The 709-nt window shown below is 64.2% G+C and carries 2 protein-coding genes; both read left to right on the top strand.

The annotated features are described in order from the left end of the window. On the top strand, positions 1 to 314 hold a 314-nt coding region (locus tag PKF00_RS43955), incomplete at its 5' end, for an ArsR/SmtB family transcription factor (RefSeq protein WP_309298485.1). Beyond that, on the top strand, positions 307 to 709 hold a 403-nt coding region (locus tag PKF00_RS43950), incomplete at its 3' end, for an SRPBCC family protein (protein WP_271223740.1). The genes PKF00_RS43955 and PKF00_RS43950, both read left to right, overlap by 8 nt.

Below are 709 nucleotides of genomic sequence, written 5' to 3'. Positions count from 1 at the left end.
TGGACAGACCGGATATCTTCAGGGCAATCGCCGACCCGACACGGCGGGAAATTCTCGCGCTTCTTTCCGAAGGCGCGATGACCGTCGGGGATGTGGCGGACCGGTTGGTCATGATGCTCCGCGAAGTTGCCAAGCATCTCAAAGTGCTCAGCGATGGCGGGCTGATCAGCGTCGAGGCGCGCGGACGCGAGCGGTTCAACCGGCTCAACGCCGCGCCCCTGCGGCAGGTCGCCGACTGGGTCTCCCGCTTCGACGCCTTCTGGGACGACAAGCTGAACAAACTGAAACAAGAAGTGGAGAAAGAGCATGGCTGAGCCACGCATCGAGAAATCGCTGTTCCTCAAGGCGCCGCGCGAGCGCGTCTGGGACTTCCTCACCGGCCAGGACAATCTGGCGCGCTGGTTCCATCCCGTCGACCGGTCGCTGGACCGGCCCGGCCCCTACATGTTTCTCAAGAGCCTCGATGAACCCGAGCGGTGCATGTGGGGCGAGGTGGTCGAGGCCGAGGCGCCGGCCCGGCTGGGCTACACCTTCACCCATCAATGGCTGGGCGAACACGAGACACGGGTCGAATGGACGCTGAGCGAGGTCGCCTCGGGCACGCTGGTCAAGCTGGTGCATGACGGGTTCGAGGGTGCACCGGTCGATGTGTTCGAACAATTGTGCGGCCATGACGCCGGCTGGGACGAGCATTTCGTCAAGCTGCGGG

The sequence above is a fragment of the Streptosporangium carneum genome, assembly GCF_027922005.1.
Taxonomy (GTDB): domain Bacteria; phylum Actinomycetota; class Actinomycetes; order Streptosporangiales; family Streptosporangiaceae; genus Streptosporangium; species Streptosporangium carneum.
This window is presented reverse-complemented; position numbering and strand designations above follow the sequence as displayed.